The 14,487-nt window shown below is 52.3% G+C and carries 13 protein-coding genes; 4 read left to right on the forward strand and 9 right to left on the reverse strand.

Going from position 1 to position 14,487, the window contains the following annotated elements; all coding sequences use genetic code 11:
- Positions 1 to 42 precede the first annotated feature (42 nt).
- The 5 genes from uca to Q7T66_RS09975 all read right to left on the reverse strand — a co-directional run bounded on the left by uca (position 43) and on the right by Q7T66_RS09975 (position 7,883).
- Positions 43 to 3,639, reverse strand: a complete 3,597-nt coding sequence (gene uca, locus Q7T66_RS09955) for an urea carboxylase (RefSeq protein ID WP_304933177.1) — start codon at positions 3,637 to 3,639, stop codon at positions 43 to 45.
- Positions 3,640 to 3,659: 20 nt separating this feature from the next.
- Entirely contained in the window at positions 3,660 to 5,474 is a 1,815-nt protein-coding gene (gene atzF, locus Q7T66_RS09960) for an allophanate hydrolase (protein ID WP_304933178.1), read from the reverse strand.
- Between the two features lie 228 nt (positions 5,475 to 5,702).
- The gene (locus tag Q7T66_RS09965) at positions 5,703 to 7,016 is read right to left on the reverse strand and encodes an ATP-binding protein (RefSeq protein WP_304933179.1); all 1,314 of its coding nucleotides are present in this window, start codon (positions 7,014 to 7,016) and stop codon (positions 5,703 to 5,705) included.
- A complete protein-coding gene (locus tag Q7T66_RS09970; RefSeq protein ID WP_304933180.1) occupies positions 7,013 to 7,753 on the reverse strand; it encodes a response regulator in 741 nt (246 codons plus the stop codon). The genes Q7T66_RS09965 and Q7T66_RS09970 overlap by 4 nt, the downstream gene beginning before the upstream one ends.
- Positions 7,740 to 7,883 (reverse strand): hypothetical protein, encoded by a 144-nt coding sequence (locus tag Q7T66_RS09975; protein ID WP_304933181.1) that lies wholly within the window; start codon positions 7,881 to 7,883, stop codon positions 7,740 to 7,742. Before Q7T66_RS09975 ends, Q7T66_RS09970 begins: the two co-directional genes overlap by 14 nt.
- Before the next feature lie 174 nt (positions 7,884 to 8,057).
- Between Q7T66_RS09975 and Q7T66_RS09980 the strand changes: the two genes are divergently transcribed.
- The 4 genes from Q7T66_RS09980 to Q7T66_RS09995 are packed head-to-tail and all read left to right on the forward strand — an operon-like array spanning position 8,058 to position 10,866.
- Entirely contained in the window at positions 8,058 to 8,765 is a 708-nt protein-coding gene (locus Q7T66_RS09980) for a cytochrome c biogenesis CcdA family protein (RefSeq protein WP_304933182.1), read from the forward strand.
- 1 nt (position 8,766) lies between these two features.
- A complete protein-coding gene (locus Q7T66_RS09985; protein ID WP_304933183.1) occupies positions 8,767 to 9,285 on the forward strand; it encodes a thioredoxin family protein in 519 nt (172 codons plus the stop codon).
- A 47-nt stretch (positions 9,286 to 9,332) separates the two neighbouring features.
- Positions 9,333 to 10,388, forward strand: coding sequence for an alpha/beta fold hydrolase (locus Q7T66_RS09990; RefSeq protein ID WP_304933184.1), 1,056 nt, complete (start codon positions 9,333 to 9,335; stop codon positions 10,386 to 10,388).
- Positions 10,389 to 10,446: 58 nt separating this feature from the next.
- On the forward strand, positions 10,447 to 10,866 hold the full coding sequence (locus Q7T66_RS09995; RefSeq protein WP_304933185.1) for an organic hydroperoxide resistance protein: 420 nt from the start codon (positions 10,447 to 10,449) through the stop codon (positions 10,864 to 10,866).
- Between the two features lie 241 nt (positions 10,867 to 11,107).
- Here Q7T66_RS09995 and Q7T66_RS10000 read toward each other — a convergent pair whose 3' ends face one another.
- The 4 genes from Q7T66_RS10000 to Q7T66_RS10015 all read right to left on the reverse strand — a co-directional run bounded on the left by Q7T66_RS10000 (position 11,108) and on the right by Q7T66_RS10015 (position 14,373).
- The gene (locus Q7T66_RS10000) at positions 11,108 to 12,112 is read right to left on the reverse strand and encodes an SDR family oxidoreductase (RefSeq protein ID WP_304933186.1); all 1,005 of its coding nucleotides are present in this window, start codon (positions 12,110 to 12,112) and stop codon (positions 11,108 to 11,110) included.
- 188 nt (positions 12,113 to 12,300) lie between these two features.
- Positions 12,301 to 12,504, reverse strand: a complete 204-nt coding sequence (locus tag Q7T66_RS10005; protein ID WP_304933187.1) for a hypothetical protein — start codon at positions 12,502 to 12,504, stop codon at positions 12,301 to 12,303.
- Positions 12,491 to 13,150 carry an SRPBCC family protein gene (locus Q7T66_RS10010; RefSeq protein ID WP_304933188.1) on the reverse strand — a complete coding sequence of 220 codons (660 nt, stop codon included), beginning with the start codon at positions 13,148 to 13,150 and terminating at the stop codon, positions 12,491 to 12,493. The genes Q7T66_RS10005 and Q7T66_RS10010 overlap by 14 nt, the downstream gene beginning before the upstream one ends.
- 62 nt (positions 13,151 to 13,212) lie before the next feature.
- The gene (locus Q7T66_RS10015; protein WP_304933189.1) at positions 13,213 to 14,373 is read right to left on the reverse strand and encodes a zinc-dependent alcohol dehydrogenase; all 1,161 of its coding nucleotides are present in this window, start codon (positions 14,371 to 14,373) and stop codon (positions 13,213 to 13,215) included.
- Positions 14,374 to 14,487 lie beyond the last annotated feature (114 nt).

The following is a 14,487-nucleotide window of genomic DNA, read 5'->3' on the forward strand; positions in this document are numbered from 1 at the left end:
CAGTTAAGAAGCTTGCTTGTTCAACTGACGTATTCGTTTAAATTATTCGATCGAGACCAGCGGATCGCCGGCGTTGATCATCATGCCGGGCTGACAATGGAACGCTTTTACGATGCCGTCATGCGGCGCTGCGATATGGAATTCCATTTTCATGGCTTCCAGAATCAGCAATGGATCGCCAGCCTTGACCTTGCTACCGGCCTCGGCGACTAGCTTCCACACATTTCCTGTGATGTCGGCCGATACAACCGAGCCGGTCAGCTCGGTCACATCGATGGCATTTTTTTCAACTTCATGTGAGCCGGCGTTAAAGCCTTCGCTGGCCCAATGCGCGATTTCGGTATCGAAGGCAGCTTTTTGCTTGGCGCGGAAATCGACCATCTCTGGCTCGATGCGTGCGAGGAATTCGTTGTACTTGCCTAGGTCGAAAATTTCTTCTTCGATCAAGACATTGCAACGTCCTTCGCGGAAGTCATTGCGCAACGTTGTAAGTTCTTCTTCTGTCACTGGATAGAAGCGCACTTGATCGAAGAAGCGCAACAGCCACGGCTTGTTGTCGACGAACATCGCGTTCTTCATGAACTTGTTCCAGATCGGCAGCGTGCGGCCGACCAGTTGGTAACCGCCCGGGGAATCCATACCGTAGATACACATGTAGACGCCGCCAATACCGACCGTGCCTTCAGCCGTGTAAGTGCGGGCCGGGTTGTACTTAGACGTCAGCATGCGATGACGCGGATCAATCGGCACTGCGCATGGTGCGCCCAGATATACGTCACCGATACCAAGCACCATGTAGCTGCTTTGATAAATCGTGTCGCGCACTGTGTCGTCGGATTCAAGACCATTGATGCGGCGTATGAATTCGGTATTGCTAGGTAACCACGGTGCGGTGTCACGCACAGATTGGCGATATTTGGCGACTGCATCCAGCGTCGCGGAATCGTTGTAAGCCATCGGCAGATGGACGACGCGACTTGATACCTGCATCGTTTCGATACCGGTCAATGCGCCGTCGGTCGTCACCAATAATTCAACCAATTTCTTCTGGCTGATAATGCGGCTGTCGTAACGCACTTGCAGCGAACGTACACCTGGCGACAACTCAATCACACCATCGCTCGGATGCAATTTCAGTGCTTCCATCAAGGCATGAATGCGGAAACGCAGATTCAGATCGAGTACGTTTTCGCCGTATTCGATGAGGATGTATTTATCACCAGCCTGGCGGAAAACGGTTTTTGGTCTGCCATCGGCTGCTGGCGCTTCAAATAGAATCGGCTCGCCGCGTGTCAATGAAAGAACTGGTTCAGCAACCACGCCTTGCCATGTTTCGATGAAAGCATCTTGTTGCTGTTCAAGGACTAACGCGTCATCAAAAGACATTTCACGGAAGCGTATCTTGTCGCCCGGTTTAACCTGACCGACTTTCCACAACTCGCCTTTGACGATCGTCGCCGCGCAAACGAAGCCGCCCAGACTAGGGCCGTCGCGTGTCAGGATGACTGGCATGTCGCCAGTGAAGTTGATACTGCCGATCGCGTATTCGCAATCATGCACATTCGATGGATGCAAGCCAGCTTCGCCACCGTCGGAGCGTGTCCATGTTGGTTTCGGTCCGTTCAAGCGTATGCCGAGGCGATTCGAGTTGTAATGCACTTCCCATTCGCTGGCGAAGAATGTTTCTATCGATTCAGCAGTGAAGAAATCTGGCGCGCCATGCGGGCCGTACAACACACCGATGTCCCAGGTTTTGCCGTAGCTTGGAATCATGGATGTAGGCAAAGCAGCCGGTGCATACAGCGGCGCAGTGTCTGCCAACGCAGGCAAGGATGGATTCGCCAATGGCAAAATATCTGCAGCGCGCAAAGTGCGACCGGCGTGACCGCCGAACTGACCCAGTGCAAACGTCGCGCGACTACCGAGATACAAAGGCAGATCAAAACCATTACGTACGGCGAGGTAACTGCGGCAACCGCTGATCGCTTTGCCGATGCGCAGGATCTGGCCGGCACGAACGTCGATTGGTTTCCAGAAATCGACAGCAACACCATCGAGGTCGGCTTTGGTTGGTGCGCCGGTTAGTGCAATGACGGTGTCGCAATGGAAGCGCAAGGTCGGTCCGAGTACGGTGGTTTCAATGCCTGCGGCTTGCGGATGATTGCCGACGATGCGATTCGCCAAACGGAATGCCCAGTCATCCATCGGGCCGGATGGCGGCACGCCGATATCCCAGTAACCGACGCGGCCTGGATAATCCTGCACCGTGGTGTAGGTGCCGCCGTCGATGATTTCCACCACAGACGGGCGGTAATTAAAGCTGTCCAGATAACGTGTCGATACTTCGCCGGCAGCAAAGCCTGCGCTGGCGACGACCTGACGCAAGTAATCGAGATTGGTCGAGATGCCGGCCAGGCGTGTTTCGCTCAAGGCACGCGACATGGCGGCGATTGCAGCGACGCGGTCTTTGCCATGCACGATCAGCTTGGCGATCATTGGATCGTAATGGGCTGATACTTCGGTGCCGGTTTCTACCCAGGTATCGATGCGTGCGTTTGGCGGGAAATAAACTTCCGTCAATGTGCCAGGACTTGGTGCGAAATTGCGCAGCGGATTTTCGGCGTAGATACGTACTTCTATCGATGCACCAACTGGCTCGATCAGACGATCGAGCGAAGGCGGTTTGCCCGCTGCAGTCAGGATCATCCATTCAACCAGATCGATGCCAGTCACGCTTTCGGTGATCGCATGTTCGACCTGCAAACGCGTATTCACTTCGAGGAAATAGAACGCTTGTTTTTCGCTGTCGTAGATGAACTCGACGGTACCGGCCGAACGATAGCCAACCGAACGCCCCAGGCTTTCTGCAGCTGCCCACAACTGACGACGAACTGCTTCCGGCAAATCTGGTGCGGGCGTTTCTTCCACTACTTTTTGATTGCGACGTTGCAGCGAACAATCGCGCTCGCCCAAGGCAATCACATGACCGCGACCATCACCAAAAATCTGGACTTCAATATGGCGTGCTCTATCGACGAAGCGTTCTACAAAGACACCGGCGTTTGAAAAGAATGACTGGCCGAGACGCTGTACGGATTCAAACGCGGCGATCAATTCGGCTTCGCTATTGCAGCGTGTGAGACCGATGCCGCCACCGCCTGCGGTGCTTTTCAACATGACCGGATAACCAATGCCGGCTGCAGCTTCTTGTGCTGCAGCCAGACTTGGTAGCAACCCGGAACCCGGTACCAACGGTACGTTTGCTAGTTCAGCTAGTTCACGTGCGGCGTGTTTCAAGCCGAACTGTTCCATCTGTTGCGACGTCGGACCAACGAAAGCAATGCCTTCCGCTTCGCATTGCGCAGCGAAGTCTGCGTTCTCGGACAAAAATCCATAACCAGGGATGATCGCTTGCGCACCAGTTTGCTTTGCTGCCGCGATGATCAGGTCACCACGCAGATAGCTTTCTGTTGCAGTTTGACCGCCTAGAGAGACGGCGACATCGGCTGCCGAGACGTGCAAACTATTGCGATCGGCGTCGGAGTATACGGCAACCGACTGTATGTTCATCAGCTTGAGCGTGCGCGCGATACGGCATGCAATTTCACCGCGATTTGCAATTAGAACGGTAGTGAACATGTTGGTCCCGGGTCAGTTTGTTATGGTTTTGCAGTCGTGTTCAAGCTGGCCAAATACGCTGCCCAGCCGCCGAATTCCGTGATGTCGCGTGCGCCATCCAGACCGGATGGTTCGCAAATAAATCCTTTGACTGTGCTGCCGTCCGCCAGCGTCACGGTGCCGATCCCCAGTGGTGCAGGGACGCCAGCAACGAAGGAACCGAAAGCTGCCGATGGCACATCCCACAGCTCTAGCTTGATGGCCGAGCCGCTAGTACTGCGCACCAAACCTGGTTTTGGCGGCTTGGTATTGGCGAGTGCATACAACAGATAGTTGTCAGCGCTGGTTGTGCTGAGAACGAATTGCGCATCGCGGCTGGTCAGTTCATGATTCAGCGGCATGCCGCGCAAATGTGCGCCGACCACGGCAACACGAATCATGTCGACCGATGCAGCAATAGTTGCGATTGGTGCAGAAGGGGCCAATGCCAAGCCGGTCGCGCCGCGCTTCAAACCTGTGCTTTGATGCCATTGCGCAGCGAACACGGCGAGCGCGCGTTCTTGCCATGCATCGGCAATCAAGGTGATGCCGAATGGCAGGCCATCGGCGCGCATGCTGGCCGGCACGGCGAGTGCGCTCCAATCCAGCAGATTGACGAAGTTGGTGTACTTGCCGAGGTTGCTGTTGAGTTTTACCGGCTCGGCTTCGAGCTCGCTAATTTTGTAATGCGTCGGTGCAGTTGGTACAACTAGCGCATCGAATTGCGCAAGCAACACATCGGCTTTGCGCTTCAGGTCGGCGAGTTTGTAGATGCCGTTAAATGCATCTGCCGCTGAAAAATTCTTCGCCTTGAAAATGATGTCGCGCACGACAGGATGGATATCCGCTTCATGCGCAGTGGCAAATGCCTGGATCGCTGCATAACGTTCGGCGACCCACGGGCCGTCATACAAGAGTGCTGCCACTTCATCGAACAGTGAGAAATCTACAGCGACGCACGTTGCGCCTTGTGCTTCCAGTTGTTTGATCGCGGCGAAGAATGCTTTCTCTGCAAGTGCATCGCCGTAAAATTCTGGTTTGGCTGGAATACCGAAGCGAGGTTTGGCCGGCAGGCTTTTACTTTTCGCTTCAGCCGGAATCGCACGCGACAAACCATCGCTCAAATCAAGTGCGGCAGCTACGTCATACACAGCGACCGCATCTTCATTGGTTGTCGCGAACACAGATACGCAATCCAGTGTGCGACAAGCTGGTACCACGCCGGTATTGCTGAAAGCGCCGCGGGTAGGTTTCAGGCCGATGATGTTATTCAAACCAGCTGGCACACGACCTGAACCAGCAGTGTCGGTGCCTAATGAGAATGGAACGATGCCACGCGCAACGACAGATGCAGAACCAGAACTAGATCCGCCGGAAACGTATTCCGGATTGATCGTATTAGTTGGAATACCGTACGGCGAACGCACGCCAACCAGGCCGGTGGCGAATTGATCCAGATTGGTTTTGCCAATCACAATCGCGCCAGCATCCAGCAAGCGTTGAATGATCGTTGCATTCTTGGTCGGCGCATACGCGAACGCAGGACAAGCCGCAGTCGTCGGCAAGCCGGCGACATCGATATTGTCCTTGGCCGCGAACGGTACACCATATAAAGGCAAAAGAGTCAGATCACCGCCGGCCGCTTTCAGCTGTGCGTCGAGTTGCGCCAAGCGTGCGCTCAGCGCGGCCTGATCAATGATCGAGATCCATGCAGGATCAGGCGAGGGCAGTGAGGTGAGTAGAGCAGCGAGCAGTTCCGCAGGTTTGGCACCAGTGCGATAAGCGTTCTGCCATTCAGTAATTGTCCATCCGAGCATTTGGTATCCCTTCTTGTGTACAAGATGGGATATAGCAAAGGCCATGCCAATTGGACAAAACTCTTTACAAGCTAATGGTGGCGCGCTTTTTGCAAAATATGTACTGAAAATCAGCCGATTATTTCTGCACTCGCATGGAGCGCTTGCACAAGGTGAGGGCGGAACTTGTCGCGCGATTTTGATGCAGCTTACGCATTGCTATGCATTGTTAAGCGGCATCGAAGTCTCTTATAAGCTGACGTTCCTTAACGCGAGACTTGCCTCCAATCCACCTTCAGGATGATTGCGTAAGCTAAGAGTGCCATTCAAAGTCGAGGCCAGTTGTCTTGCGATTGCCAAGCCTAAGCCGGTGCCACCGGTATCGCGGTTACGTGATGCTTCTAATCTATAGAACGGTTCAAATACTTTGTCCAGTTCCGTTTCTGGAATACCCGGACCGTTGTCGCGTATCAGAATGATCAGTTCATCTGAATTAGCCGCGATCGACAGTTGCACCGCACCCGCATACTTGAGTGCGTTGTCGATGAGGTTGCCGATTATGCGACGCAGGCCGTGAGGTCGCGTTACTAATGAGGTGTTGGCTTTGCCGTTTAAAGTAATGGCATGCCCGACATCCAGATAATCGCCGACCAAACTGTCGACCAGAGAATCAGGATCGATGCGACATGGCGCTTCCACAGTGCCATGCAAAGTGCGGGCATAGGCCACGCCATCCCTTACCAATACTTCCATTTCCTGCAAATCGCGATTCATTTTTTCACGCTGGATATCATCATCCATCATGTCGGCTCGCATGCGCATGCGCGTAATTGGTGTTTGCAAGTCGTGAGAAATCGCCGCGAGGATTTGCGTTCGTTCAGCCATGTAAGCACCGATACGATCCTGCATGGAGTTGAATGCACGTGCGGCCAGAGTAACTTCAAGTGGGCCGCTTTCCGATAGCCTGTCTGTTTTCAGATCCGGGCCAAATCCATCAGCAGCGTTTGCAAATTGCGCCAATGGTCGCGTCATCAGTCGCACACCTATCCATGTGAACAGCGCCAACAGTGCGAGTTGCAATACCAGTACGACTGGCAACCATGCAGAAACAGGCAAGCCAGCCGGCTGCATGTCTATGGTGAGCTGCGTGCCGTCGCTGAGTTCTACGTGTGCTTGCACACGATCACGCTGTCCGGGTACCACGCTCGCGGTGACGCGGTATTGTTTGCCGATAGACTTTAAAAATGAATCCGCTATCCGTTTGGATAATTTGCTGTCAGGCACGTGACCAACTTCGCCCGGTCCCAGGGAAAAGCGATAGGTGCGTCGTTCAAGTCTTGGCAGCCATTCGGCGCGTTCGGCAGCAGGCAGGCGATCGAGCAGCGCGACGGAGCTGGCGACATCCTGCTCCAGATAGCCAAGCATCAATCCTGTGGTCGCTTCGCGTCGTTCGTTGATGATCAGCCAGTATGACAAGGCATGCGCTGCGGCCAGGCCGACGAACAGTATCAGCGTCAACCGCATGAACAAGGTGCGTGGCCAGCCCAGGCGGAGCTTTGTCATGCCGGACCACCCGTCACGTCCACTGCAGACGAAAACACATATCCTTCGCTGCGCAAGGTCTTGATGTAGCGCGGTTCGCGTGCATCATCGAGCAAACGCTGACGCAAGCGACTCACGAGTAAATCAATCGAACGATCAAACAGGTCGGAGTCGCGTCTCTGAGTGAGATTCAGCAATTGATCGCGCGTCAATACGCGTTGCGGATGATCAAGGAAGACCCGCAGCAACCGGTACTCAGCGCCACTCAATGACACCATCGTGCCGTCGCGATCCAGCAAGTGGCGAGCGATCGTATCGAGCTTCCAGTCGCCGAATGAGATGAACTGATCTGGCTCATGGAGCTGCAGGTTAGGCGGCAGCATGCGGGCACGGCGCAACACCGAACGAATACGTGCAAACAGTTCGCGTACCGCAAACGGTTTGGTTAGATAGTCATCCGCACCCATCTCCAGTCCGACGATGCGATCCGTTTCTTCGCTACGCGCTGTCAGCATCAGAACCGGTAAAGCCCGCCATTTGCTCGCACGTAGTTCGCGGCAGAGCGTCAGTCCATCTTCGCCGGGCAGCATCAGATCCAGTACCACAAGGTCGAAGTTGTGCTGTTCCAGCAGCGCACGCATCTGGCGGCCGTTGGCGGCAACCGTGGCACGCATGCCATTTTTTTCGAGATAGGTCGCGAGCAATTCGCGGATCTCGCGATCGTCATCAACGATCAGGATGTGGTCAGTATTTTCCATCGTTGCATCTTAACTTAGGACGGCGCACGCGTAACTGGCTGGACGCTATCAGCGTACAGCTTAATGGCTTGGTGATCTCGGCTGTGATGCCGCCGAACAGAAAAGCCAGGGTTGCAATAAAACGCTTCATGCGGGGCTCCTTGAAGTGGAATGCAGCCTTTATACCCCCACGCCATCCTCGCTTTGTATCGCAATGTATCTGGCATCAGCAAGGATACAAAACATTGCAATACCCCCAGTTTCCGACACATGCGGGATACGCATGGACGATTAAATACGTTCATCCAACAAGGAGGATCGTATCGTGAACAATCTTATAGAAGCACCACTGGCCTTACTTGCAGGCGTACTGACCATCGCGTCGCCGTGCGTACTGCCTATCTTGCCCATCGTGCTGGGTAGCACCTTGCAGCGCATCAATCGTACCCGACCTCTGTTCATCGTCGCCGGCTTTGTTCTGACCTTTGCCGCGCTCGGCATGTTACTGGCCAGCGCATCGCAGCATGTAGTCATCGCGCATGAAACCTTGCGTCTGACCGGTATAGGCATGTTGATGTTGACCGGTCTGCTGATGTTGTGGCGGCAGCCTTATGAATGGGCGATGGCGCGCGTCGGTGGCCTGCTGAATCGCGTCGGTCCTGCAGCAGGAGCCAGCGATCGCGGCAATCTTGGTGGCTTCCTTCTGGGCATGTCGCTCGGTGCGGTGTGGACACCATGCGCGGGTCCTGTACTCGCCTCGATTCTGGTGCTGGTCGCCAAGGCACAAGACGTCGGCTGGTCTGCGACCTTGCTCATCCTCTATGCAATCGGTGCAGGTATTCCAATGCTGGTGATTGCCTACGGCGGTCAGTTCATCGCCACGCGTATTCGTGTAGTAGCTCGTCATACACACAGCTTGCAACAGGTTTTCGGCGTGCTGATTTTGCTCACCGGTCTCGCTATTTACTTCCAATACGACGTGCTGATCTACGCGTCGCTCGCTGACATTTTTCCCACCTTGAAAGGATTTTGAAATGAACTCGACCCTTAAAAATATGCTGGCGATCACTGCGCTCTTTGCCGCAACCGCGCAGGCGGCTCCGGCTGATACCGCGATGCAAGCTCCCGAATTTGTCGGCATTGAAAAATGGCTGAACTCGGAACCGCTGACGATGCAGCAATTACGCGGCAAAGTCGTCCTCGTCGATTTCTGGACTTACACCTGCATCAACTGCGTACGCACGCTGCCGTACGTCAAGAGCTGGTATGAGAAGTACAAGGATCAAGGTCTGGTCGTCATCGGCGTGCATACGCCCGAGTACCCGTTCGAGCGTTCGACCGACAACGTGAAGAGTGCGATCAAGCGCTTTGGCATTACGTATCCGGTCGCACAAGACAACCAGTTCGCAACCTGGAATGCATACAGCAACCGTTATTGGCCGGCAGTTTATTTGACCAATAAAAAAGGGCAGGTCGTCTACAAACATTTCGGTGAGGGTTCGTATCAGGAAACCGAAGCAAAGATTCGCGCACTGCTTGCAGAGCCGCAATAAGTTTGTGGCACCACTGACATTTATTAATCATTTAAGGATCAATCATCATGACTGACACAAGCAACATGAATCGTAGAAATTTCCTGAACACAGCCGCTCTTGGACTGGCGGCAGTACAAATGGGCATGCTGCCAAGCGCCAATGCCGCATCTTCCAGCAGCAACTCTATGAGTGCAGCTACAGGCATCTCACCTGGTGGCAATTGTTTTGCTGGCATCAAACAGATAAAGGCAGGATTGCTTGATGTGGGTTATGTAGATGTCGGCCCACCAAACGGTGTTCCTGTATTGCTGATACACGGTTGGCCATATGACATCCATGCGTTTATCGATGTTGCACCTATCCTGAGTGCAGCGGGATATCGCGTCATCATCCCGCACCTGCGCGGTTATGGCAGCACACGATTTCTGTCAAACGACACATTACGCAATGGCCAACAGGCGACATTCACGGCAGATATGCTTGCCTTCATGGATGCACTGAAAATTGATCAGGCCATTGTCGCCGGATTCGACTGGGGTGCAAGGATCGCCGCCACATTAACCGCTTTATGGCCGCAGCGTTTCAAAGCCTTGGTATCGGTCAGCGGCTATCTGATCGGCAGTCAGGAAATCAATCGCAAGCCGCTTTCTCCGAAAGCCGAGCTGCAATGGTGGTATCAGTATTACTTCGCGACGGAACGCGGCGAGCTTGGATATCGCGAGAACACGCATGAGTTTGCGCGTTTGATTTGGGAGCTCGCTTCGCCGCAGTGGAAGTTCGACGATGCGACATTTTCCCGTTCCGCAAAGTCGCTCGACAATCCGGATCACGTTGCGATTTCGATCAGCAACTACCGCTGGAGACTTGGACTCGCAACAAGCGAAGCAAAGTATGAAAAGCTGGAAAAACAGCTCGCCAAGTTTCCAAATATTGGTGTGCCAACCATCACGATGGAAGGCGATGCCAACGGTGCGCCACATCCGGATCCCAAAATCTATGCAAAGAAATTTACTGGAAAATATGAACACCGATTGCTGATTGGCGGCATTGGACACAATCTGCCGCAGGAAGCACCGCAGGCATTTGCAAAGGCGATTCTGGATGTGGCAAAACTGATTTGATGAGCATCAATTGTTCACTTACTAAAACTTATCTACTAAATTACTAAAGGAAATAATCATGACGTTATCCACAAAAATTCTGTACACAGGCAAAACGCACACCACCTCCGGCGGACGCGATGGCTCTGCACGTAGCGACGACGGCCGTCTGGATATCAAGCTTTCTTCACCGGGTTCAAAAGGTGAGGGCACGAATCCTGAGCAACTGTTTGCAGCGGGTTGGTCTGCCTGCTTCATAGGCGCAATGGGATTGGCTGCCGGCAAAATGAACGTCCAATTGCCGATGGACTTGAGCGTCGATGCAGAGATCGGCCTGTGCAATGCCGATGGCGCTTACTTCTTGCAGGCACGTCTCAATGTGAGTATTCCTAGTATTGAAAAGGACGTCGCACAAGCACTCGTCGATGCAGCACATCAAACCTGTCCATACTCCAAAATGACGCGTGGCAATATCGACGTTGCCATCAATCTGATCTAAGCGATACAGAAGAGCCTACGGAATAGACGAGGGCGCAAAAAAAAACGTGGCTGGATATAATTCAGCCACGTTTGATTTTTTATTCAGGACACTCACAAGCACAGCACGGCGAACAAAACAGGAATCATGATTCGCCACGTTGGGTTCGAAGATATGTGCAGTATGGCGTCCGCTTCAGACGGCTGGATACACACCGAAGTAAGCGAGACGCCCCGCAAGAACGGAAGCCTGGGCTACGTACTTATTCGCCTACGCTACCGGTAATTGGCAACACAATACCAGTGATGTAGCTAGAGCAAATAGCGGACGCAAGAAATACATAAGCAGGTGAAATTTCTTCCGGCTGTGCCGGTCTGCGATAACTGGTTTGCGCGCCGAATTGCGCAATTTTTTCTGGGTCTGATTTATCTGCCGGATTCAGTGGCGTCCACACTGGACCGGGTGCGACTGCATTCACTCTTATGCCCTGATCCAGGACATTGCCAGCCAGCGCCATCGTGAATGCGTGAATCGCGCCTTTGGTAGTTGAATAATCAATCAAATTTTTACTACCCTTCAAGCCTGTTACTGAACCGGTATTGATGATGGAAGAGCCACGCTTCATATGGGGCAGTGCTGCTTTGGCCATGTGAAAGTAACCATAGACATTCGTCTTCATGGTTTCGTCAAAGCGTTCTTCCGTCAAATCTTCCAGACTATCGGCATGCTCTTGAAATGCAGCATTGTTTACCAATACATCCAGCTTGCCAAAAGTCTTCACGGTCTTCGTCACGGCTTTCTTGCAAAACGCCGGGTCCTTTACGTCGCCAGGGAGTAACAAGCATTGGCGTCCTTCCGCTTCAACATGGCGTTGCGTTTCCTTCGCATCTTTATGTTCGTTTAAATAAACAATTGAGACGTCGGCACCTTCGCGCGCAAACAATATCGCGACCGCACGACCAATGCCTGAATCACCGCCAGTGATGATTGCAGTCAGGCCTTTCAACTTGCCACTACCTTTGTACCCAGCTGCGAGAAACTGAGGTGCCACATCCAGCTCTGCTTCCAAGCCGGGTTTTTGCAAATGTTTGCCTGATAGCGGTGGGGCAATTTGCTTTCTGTCGCTTGTTTGGACTGCAGATTTGGATGTGCTTGACGCTTTTTTAGACTTCGCCATGTCTTTCAAATCCTGCTCACGCTGAATCTTTTTTTGTTTGTTGACGGTAGAGGTGACTGATTGGGATTTTGATTTGACGGAAGATGCCATACGTCTCTCCTGTGAATGATCGTTACATGTTGCAGGAAACCCCATCGAGTCGTGGCTTTTGAAACCAAGGAACGGGATGATATCCCCGTTGGGGCCATTAGCAACTTTGCAAATACAAAGTGGGCGGTCAGCGACCGAGTTGCTATTGATTACATCGGTACGCTGTTAAACACCAAAATAATTAGTAATCAATTTTTCTTTGGCGTGCTATCTGCCTTGTCAGCTTTTCCCACCGGTTTATTTGCTTCATCTCGAGGGACATACACCCCTGTACGTTGTTGATACGTCTGACTCTCTGGGCCAGTGCCAGCGCGCACAGGTTGCTTAACAGGCGCTCTGTTCTTTTGAACCATGCGATCGCTATTGGTCTCTTCCACTTTACGTGAGCTCATTTTTTTCTCCGGTTTTATTGGTTTTTACTGGTGAAGACGGCATACCGATTGCATCAAGATCAATGCGATTATCCTGACCGTCTGCATCAGGACTAGCCGCCATTTCCTGATGAGTAGGGACAACGGGGGAACCAGCCGTGTTCGTAAGTAATCCGCTATTACTCACATCAACGTGATGGCTGTACTCAACGCCACTTATGCCAGGGGAACTGGAATCAAATGGCGTGGCTTCAGGATGTTCGAGTAGTGCTTTAAAACGTGCAAGATCTGCTTGCAGCCGTTCAATCATTATCAATTCTGTTGTTGCTACGCTTTGCGGCGCTACATGCAGATCAATATGCAGAATCACTTGTACTCTGCAATGAGTATTGTCTACGTCGTGTATCGAGACAGTCGTACTTTCATTGCTACCTTCTACAAGATCACGCCATGCAAGCATTCTTGATGGTTCATTCATCGTGATTTCTGAATCCCATTCGATTTCTTTATTTTGATGTAGCACACGCCAGTGCAAACGATCTGAACTTGTTGCAATCACTTCTTGAACGTTTTCCATGAAGAGCGGGTAGCTCTCATATTGCGTCCATTGGCGGTAAGCTTGGGAAGCAGAAACTGCAATGTCTATCGTATGTTCGATTCTGATCATCGCTATCTCCTATATGGTCGATTGAGGTGAGATATGAAAATTGTTTGAATTGTCAAAACCGCTTATGGCGTAAGCACAACTTTTCGACAGTCCTCTTCCTTCTTATCGAAAATTTTGTAAGCTTCTGCGGCATCTTCCAATTTCATTTTGTGCGTAATGATGATGTCCGGTTGCAGCTTTCCTTCTTCGATAAAGCGCAAGAGTTCTGGCATGAACTTCTGCACATGGGTCTGGCCCATTTTTATCGACAGACCTTTGTCAAATGCATCGCCAAACAAAAAGCCATGGATAAATCCTGTGTAGACACCCGGCACGCTGATTGCGCCGCCTCGTCGTGCGGAAGCGATGCATTGCCGTAAAGCGGCTCCGCTACTTGTTTCCACTTTCAAGCCTGTCAAAACGGTTTCCAACGCGCTCCCTTTGGCTTCAAATCCCACTGCATCAATTACCGCATCTACACCTCGATAGGAGGTGTTGGCCATAATCACTTCTGCAGGATCAACTTCGTCAAAGTTGATCGGAACTACGCCATATGTATGGCTGGCGAATTCGAGACGATAAGCGTGGTGATCCACCATGAAAATTTGTTCAGCACCTAGCATACGTGCGCATGCTGCCGCCATTAAGCCGACCGGCCCCGCACCGAATATCGCGACTGTTGAACCCTGAGTAACACCGGCATTCAACACTGCTTGATAACCCGTAGGTAAAATATCGCTGAGAAATAAAACCTTTTCGTCACTGAGAGTGTTGGGCACCTTGAAGGGACCGACATTGGCCTTTGGAACTCTGACGAGTTCAGCCTGACCTCCGGGAATGCCACCATATAAATTGCTAAAGCCAAACAAGGCTGCGGGTGGGCGTATCTGCTTTTTATTCAGCGCACCGCCGGGGCCGGAGTTGGTGGTCTCGCATGCGGAGAACTGTTCGATGTTGCAGAAAAAGCAGGAGCCACAAGCTATCACAAACGGAATGACGACACGATCACCGACGGCTACATTGGTAACATCCCGTCCTGCATCTTCTACGACACCCATGAATTCATGGCCCAGAATGTCGCCATCCTTCATGCCGGGAACTTTACCTCTGTAGAGATGAAGATCAGAGCCGCAAATGGCGGTCGCTGTAACACGCAAAATGATGTCGTCGTTCGCTTCCAAAACAGGATCAGCAACAGTTTCGACTCGTACGTCTTTACTTCCTTGATAAGTCAGTGCGCGCATAAAGTTCTCCAGAGTTATTTGTGAAATAGACCTCACTTCTAACTTTGAAGAATAGGAGATGGCATATAGATGACCTATAGGCGTTTTACGCCATCTTGTGTAAGACAAGATGTC

Source organism: Herminiimonas sp., assembly GCF_030655415.1.

What these genes read in the sequence shown, in the direction of transcription:
- uca (WP_304933177.1), bottom strand. Translation starts at nt 3,639, where the DNA reads ATGTTCACTACCGTTCTAATTGCAAATCGCGGTGAAATTGCATGCCGT.
- Q7T66_RS09970 (WP_304933180.1), bottom strand. Translation starts at nt 7,753, where the DNA reads ATGGAAAATACTGACCACATCCTGATCGTTGATGACGATCGCGAGATC.
- atzF (WP_304933178.1), bottom strand. Translation starts at nt 5,474, where the DNA reads ATGCTCGGATGGACAATTACTGAATGGCAGAACGCTTATCGCACTGGT.
- Q7T66_RS09990 (WP_304933184.1), top strand. Translation starts at nt 9,333, where the DNA reads ATGACTGACACAAGCAACATGAATCGTAGAAATTTCCTGAACACAGCC.
- Q7T66_RS09985 (WP_304933183.1), top strand. Translation starts at nt 8,767, where the DNA reads ATGAACTCGACCCTTAAAAATATGCTGGCGATCACTGCGCTCTTTGCC.
- Q7T66_RS09995 (WP_304933185.1), top strand. Translation starts at nt 10,447, where the DNA reads ATGACGTTATCCACAAAAATTCTGTACACAGGCAAAACGCACACCACC.
- Q7T66_RS09975 (WP_304933181.1), bottom strand. Translation starts at nt 7,883, where the DNA reads ATGAAGCGTTTTATTGCAACCCTGGCTTTTCTGTTCGGCGGCATCACA.
- Q7T66_RS10015 (WP_304933189.1), bottom strand. Translation starts at nt 14,373, where the DNA reads ATGCGCGCACTGACTTATCAAGGAAGTAAAGACGTACGAGTCGAAACT.
- Q7T66_RS10000 (WP_304933186.1), bottom strand. Translation starts at nt 12,112, where the DNA reads ATGGCATCTTCCGTCAAATCAAAATCCCAATCAGTCACCTCTACCGTC.
- Q7T66_RS09965 (WP_304933179.1), bottom strand. Translation starts at nt 7,016, where the DNA reads ATGACAAAGCTCCGCCTGGGCTGGCCACGCACCTTGTTCATGCGGTTG.
- Q7T66_RS10005 (WP_304933187.1), bottom strand. Translation starts at nt 12,504, where the DNA reads ATGAGCTCACGTAAAGTGGAAGAGACCAATAGCGATCGCATGGTTCAA.
- Q7T66_RS10010 (WP_304933188.1), bottom strand. Translation starts at nt 13,150, where the DNA reads ATGATCAGAATCGAACATACGATAGACATTGCAGTTTCTGCTTCCCAA.